Origin of the sequence: Palleronia sediminis (assembly GCF_004358695.1) — a bacterium.
GTDB lineage: Bacteria > Pseudomonadota > Alphaproteobacteria > Rhodobacterales > Rhodobacteraceae > Palleronia > Palleronia sediminis.
Map to the genome: position 1 here is coordinate 1 of NZ_SNAA01000036.1, position 4,953 is coordinate 4,953.

Annotated in this window: 5 protein-coding genes; 3 read left to right on the plus strand and 2 right to left on the minus strand. The window is 60.7% G+C overall.

Features of this window, described 5'->3' with window-relative positions; genetic code table 11:
- The first annotated feature begins 234 nt into the window (after positions 1 to 234).
- Together E2L08_RS16580 and E2L08_RS16585 are read left to right on the plus strand one after the other, a co-directional pair.
- Entirely contained in the window at positions 235 to 825 is a 591-nt protein-coding gene (locus E2L08_RS16580; RefSeq protein WP_240758293.1) for a GNAT family N-acetyltransferase, read from the plus strand.
- Between the two features lie 36 nt (positions 826 to 861).
- Positions 862 to 1,380, plus strand: coding sequence for a GNAT family N-acetyltransferase (locus E2L08_RS16585; protein ID WP_133398194.1), 519 nt, complete (start codon positions 862 to 864; stop codon positions 1,378 to 1,380).
- Positions 1,381 to 1,530: 150 nt separating this feature from the next.
- Here the strand turns inward: E2L08_RS16585 and E2L08_RS16590 are convergent, their stop codons facing one another.
- On the minus strand, positions 1,531 to 2,595 hold the full coding sequence (locus E2L08_RS16590; protein ID WP_206077036.1) for an aldo/keto reductase: 1,065 nt from the start codon (positions 2,593 to 2,595) through the stop codon (positions 1,531 to 1,533).
- A gap of 244 nt (positions 2,596 to 2,839) precedes the next feature.
- On the opposite strand from E2L08_RS16590, the gene E2L08_RS16595 reads away from it, so the two are divergent.
- A complete protein-coding gene (locus E2L08_RS16595; RefSeq protein ID WP_133398195.1) occupies positions 2,840 to 3,673 on the plus strand; it encodes a LysR family transcriptional regulator in 834 nt (277 codons plus the stop codon).
- 36 nt (positions 3,674 to 3,709) lie between these two features.
- Here the strand turns inward: E2L08_RS16595 and E2L08_RS16600 are convergent, their stop codons facing one another.
- Positions 3,710 to 4,351, minus strand: a complete 642-nt coding sequence (locus tag E2L08_RS16600) for a glutathione S-transferase family protein (protein WP_133398196.1) — start codon at positions 4,349 to 4,351, stop codon at positions 3,710 to 3,712.
- Positions 4,352 to 4,953: the final 602 nt, after the last annotated feature.

Genomic DNA, 4,953 nt, shown 5'->3' on the forward strand with positions numbered 1-4,953 from the left:
AAAGGGGAAAGCTTGGCCATCTGCTCGTCGCTCAGCCAGTAGAGGTCGTCCATGTCACCGCTCCGTTTTTCGGGCCGTGAATCACGCCGAACAGCAACAATCAATGCATCCTGACCCTAGAGCATCTTTCAAGAGCGGCCCCGTAGGTTGACCGTGCATCACAGCGATTTCCCGTCACAGTGGCCCATACCGGCAAGGCGAGTTCTAACAGGTCGATGGTGTCGCCTTGAACCTTTGGATCCTGCGCTGCACGGCGGTGCTCTTTTTGAAGCGGTCAGCGGCAAGCAATCCGGCGGTCTTCACCGCTACCTTGCGGATCCTATCCCAGCATCACGGGCCGAGTTCGACGCGTGGCTGATCCCGCGTGCATCATCCCCTGATCCGATGTTCTTTGCAGTTATCGATGGGACGTCAGGGCGTGCGGAAGGGAGACAGAGCCTGATGGACATCGTTCCGCAACACGGCACAGCTGAAATCGGTCATATCCTGTGGGGACCTCGTATCGCTCGGAGCCGCGTGTCGACCGAAGCGTTCTTCCTTCTGGCTGATTATGTCATGACTGAATTGGGCTACCGCCGATGGCAGTGGCGGTGCAATGCGAACAACACTCCTTCCCGGCGCGCGGCGGAGCGATTTGGCTTCACGTTCGAGGGGATATTCCGAAACCACATGATAGTAAAAGGGGAGAGTCGGGATACCGCCTGGTATTCCATTACGGATGAGGAGTGGCCCACAATCCGCGCGTGCTTTCTCGCCTGGCTCGATCCGGCCAACTTTCGAGCGGATGGCAGTCAGTTGATTTCTTTGCGAGATCAAGAGCGATAAGCGGGTCAGCGACGCTGATCATCTGGGAGGCTGAAGATGACGGACATGGCTGGAAAATCCTTGGGCGGGGGTTTCCTGTTACGCCCGTATTCCAAATCGGATGAGTACTGGGTCGCTTCGGCCCACATCGCGCACTACCGCTCCGTTGAGCGGTTCGACCCCAGCTTCGATGACGCCGTCTGGCATGCGCTTTCGGACATCGACAGTCGCCTTGAAAACGATCGGACATTTGGGTTCATTCTACTGAACGCCGGCAAGGCACGTTGTGGCTCGGTATTCGCGTGCGACACGGGAGTGGCGGCGCGGATCCGACTTTTCTTGCTGGACAGAAGGCTACACGGGCAAGGGTTGGGCCGAGCAATGCTTTCTGCGGTTCTTGGTGCTATCGGAGAAGCCGGTTTCAGCCGGATCGAGGTTTCGACCTTCGATGCCCATGCTTCCGCCTGCAGGCTTTACTCCGCGGCGGGCTTCATCGAGCAAGCGCGTACGCCTACTACCACCTTCGGGCGCCGCATGGCGCAGGTTGATTTCGCGTTTGAATTTGCTGCGCTGTGACAGGGTTCACGGGACCTTGGAAGAAGCTGTGCCGGTTTGCGCTCGCGATGCTGTCTGGATGACAGCACCGCGAAGTTTCTCTGCCGCTGGCATACAGAGCGAGAAGAAACGGCTGTGCGAGGGATCAGCGTAGGCAGCCACAGCCGGTGGCTAGGTCCCGAGCATCCACCATGTGTCCACGTCCGACCAATCCTGCAAGAACCGATAGGGATAGGGTGGCAGCCCGGGCGCCGATGCCTCCGTCAACGCAGCCAGGTCGTCGGACCCGAACTGAAGATCGGCCGCCGCCAGGTTGCCTCCGAGTTGTTCCGCCGTGCGCGCGCCCAGAAGAACCGATGCGACGCCAGGTCGTGCGAGGAGCCACGCGATCGCGACATGGGACATCGGCCGGTCGTGGCGTGCGGCGACCGTCTGAAGGACCTCCAGTATTGCGTGGGTGCGCGGCGTGTTGCGAAGATCGTATGCTTCGACGCCTCTTCCTGGGTCTTCGCCCAGCCGCGTCGCGCCGGTAGGTCTTGCGTCGGCGCGGTACTTGCCTGTCAGCCAGCCGCCGCCCAGCGGCGACCATGGCGTCACGCCGATGCCGTTCTCGAGCGCGCAAGGCAGCACTTCGAGTTCGATGCCGCGATCAAGGAGGCTGTACTGCGGCTGCAGCGCTACCGGAAGGGGATACCCCTGTGCCTGAGCCGTGGAAACGATGCGCTGAAGCTGCCAACCTGCTACGTTGGACCATCCGGTATGGTGCACTTTTCCGGCCGAAACGAGATCGCCAAGGGTTCCCAGCGTCTCCCCTACATCTGTATGGCGGTCCCAACCGTGCAAGAAGTAGATGTCGATGGCCTCGACCTGCAGCCGCCTGAGGCTCGCGTCGACGGATCGAACCAGGGCGCGCCGTGAAGCCCCATGGCTACCCGGGGGAGGGGAAAAGCGTCCCTTGGTAGCGATAATCATATCGCCAAGGCCTCCGCGATTTTCGCCCCAGCGGCCGATGATTTCTTCGGAAACGCCGTCCGAATAGACATCGGCCGTATCGATCAGGGTTCCACCGTGGTCGGCAAACATATCGAGTTGGCGATGCGCTTCCGCCTCGTCCGTCTCTGAGCCAAATGTCATGGTACCCAGAGCGAGGCGCGAGACGATGGGCCCGTTGCGGCCGAGTACCGACATTGGCATCGCGGCACGGCCGGCGATGTTCTTACATGAACCTGGCATCATCTTATCTCCAATCCAGAAGTTTTAGGAACCGATACAGCGCGCGGACTCCAGGTCCGGAATGTGCCTCCAGAAACTCCTGCTCCTTTCGCTCACGTGCTCGGCAAAGGGCTGGCGATGGAGTGCCATCAGACATGTTGGGTGCTCGAAATCTCACGCGGTGTGCTCCGGTTTTCGTAAGTGATCCCACCCGAAGCTAGACAGCAGCGCATGCATATGGAACGACATGAAACGAAAGGATCGTTTCATGAATGAACAGACGCTATCTGAGGTGCAGTGGGATGACCTGTCTGCTTTCTTGTCAGTCGCCCGCACGGGCGGTCTCTCCGCAGCGGCGCGGAGCACCGGGTCGAGTGCGCCAACCCTTGGACGGAGGATGCGTGCGCTCGAGCGAACCCTTGGCCGTGAACTCTTCGTGCGCAGATCGCACGGCTACGATCTGACGGACGCCGGTCGCACGATGCTGGCTGAACTTGAAGGCATCGCCGGAAGGATCGAACGGATCACGGCAAGACCGGCGGGCGATGTCCCGCCATTGGTCAAACTGTCCGCGGGGACCTGGACCACATTGGTTCTTGTCCGGCGGCTGAGCGACCTGGTGAACGATCCTCAAGACGTTCGTATTCGTTTTCTTGCAGCTGAAGACATCCTCAACATCGGTCGGCGCGAGGCCGTGATCGGGATCCGCAATCGGCAACCAGTCGAGAAGGGGCTCGCAGGCCGGAAGCTCGCCCGGGTCCATTTTGCGCCTTTTTCGGCGCCCGGCGCGCCGGACGGCTGGATCAAGGTGCACGCCGATACGCCATCCGCCCGCTGGGTCGCGTCAAACTCAGGAGACAGCATCGCGCACGAGGTGAGCCACCCGCGCCTTGCCCTCGACATGGCGCTTTCGGGCGTCGGCCGCGTGATCTTGCCGACCTTTATCGGGGATGCGGAGGCGGGGCTTCAGCGTGCGGGCGACCCGGTCCCTGAAATCTCCCACGATCAGTGGCTTGTGACCCATGACGACGACCGCTCGTTGCCCGAGGTCCGCCGGACAATCGACCGTGTCGTGCGCATCTTGGGGCGGGGCCTCAAATAGGCTGAGGGGAACCCGGTCGGCGACCGTCCCATTCGTTCAGCGACGCTGCTGATCGAGCCCGGTGATCGACGGCCTCGCCCTCATCCTGCGCCACCAGCTGTCGAGATGCGGCTGAGATTGAATCAGCGCAGCGCCTTCCGGTGCCCTGGTAAAGTAGTCCATCATCGCACCGAGGTGACAATCCGCGAGAGTGATCGCGTCGCCGGTGAGTATGCGCCCGTCGGCAGCGATCGCCTCCAGTGCTTCGATGACGGTTCGCGATGCTGCCAATCCCCTCGCTACTTCCGCTTCATTGCAAGCGCTGTCCTCGTTGGGCGCAAAGACCCGCCGAGCGAAGACCTGCCGTATCATTGGCCAGTATCCATAGGCATCGACTACGGCGATGGCCTGTGCCATCCGTGCGGCCGCGCGGGGATCTTCGGGGACGAGGCGCGGCCCGTCGAAGGCGGCATCGACATAGCGCGTTATGGCGCTCGTTTCGTAGAGGTCGAACGACCCGTGCCGCAACACCGGTACCCGCCCAAACGGATGCAGGTCCCGCAGGCGCTCAGCCTCTTCTGGGTCGAACGGATCCACCTCCTTGACCCGGAACTCCACGTTCTTCTCGTGCAGGGCGATTCGTGCGACTCGTTGGTATACGCTGTGGCGGAAGCCAAGGATGGTGACAGATGCTTTCATGTGAACTGAATATTCTGTGCCTGGTGCGCTGCTGCATAGGCCGCCGCGACATGGCCAACCGTCTGCGCCTTGAACCCAAGTCGCGAGGGGATGCGATTAAGGTCTCGACATTCGATCCGACGACACGGAGCCCAACTCCGGCCTTTGTGTGCTGACTGTAAGCGTCTACTCATTTGCCGCCCTCCACGAACCGCGAAACTTTGTCGTCCACCAGCACTCTTAACGATCAATCCTTGTGTAGACCAGTCTGTATAGTAATACAGTCTTTCTGAGGCACTGCGGCCAGTTTCGGCGCTTTCGCAGACATACCTGAGGTTTAGGAAGCCAATCCGTTTGCAGGTGACTACTGTCTCTTGCTGCAGGATGCCGCGCCGACAAGGGGTCTCGCTAGCTCTGTCTGGCTTGTCTTTCCGAAATGGACCCCATCAAGAGCATGCGGGCCTACCTGACGCTGTCCACATACCTTGATTGCGGTCCGCCACACCCTAGGGTCAGGATGCATTGATTGTTGCTGTTCGGCGTGATTCACGGCCCGAAAAACGGAGCGGTGACATGGACGACCTCTACTGGCTGAGCGACGAGCAGATGGCCAAGCTTTCCCC

Excerpts from the sequence above, each read along its gene's own strand:
- E2L08_RS16585 (WP_133398194.1), top strand. The coding sequence starts at position 862 with ATGACGGACATGGCTGGAAAATCCTTGGGCGGGGGTTTCCTGTTACGC.
- E2L08_RS16590 (WP_206077036.1), bottom strand. The coding sequence starts at position 2,595 with ATGATGCCAGGTTCATGTAAGAACATCGCCGGCCGTGCCGCGATGCCA.
- E2L08_RS16595 (WP_133398195.1), top strand. The coding sequence starts at position 2,840 with ATGAATGAACAGACGCTATCTGAGGTGCAGTGGGATGACCTGTCTGCT.
- E2L08_RS16600 (WP_133398196.1), bottom strand. The coding sequence starts at position 4,351 with ATGAAAGCATCTGTCACCATCCTTGGCTTCCGCCACAGCGTATACCAA.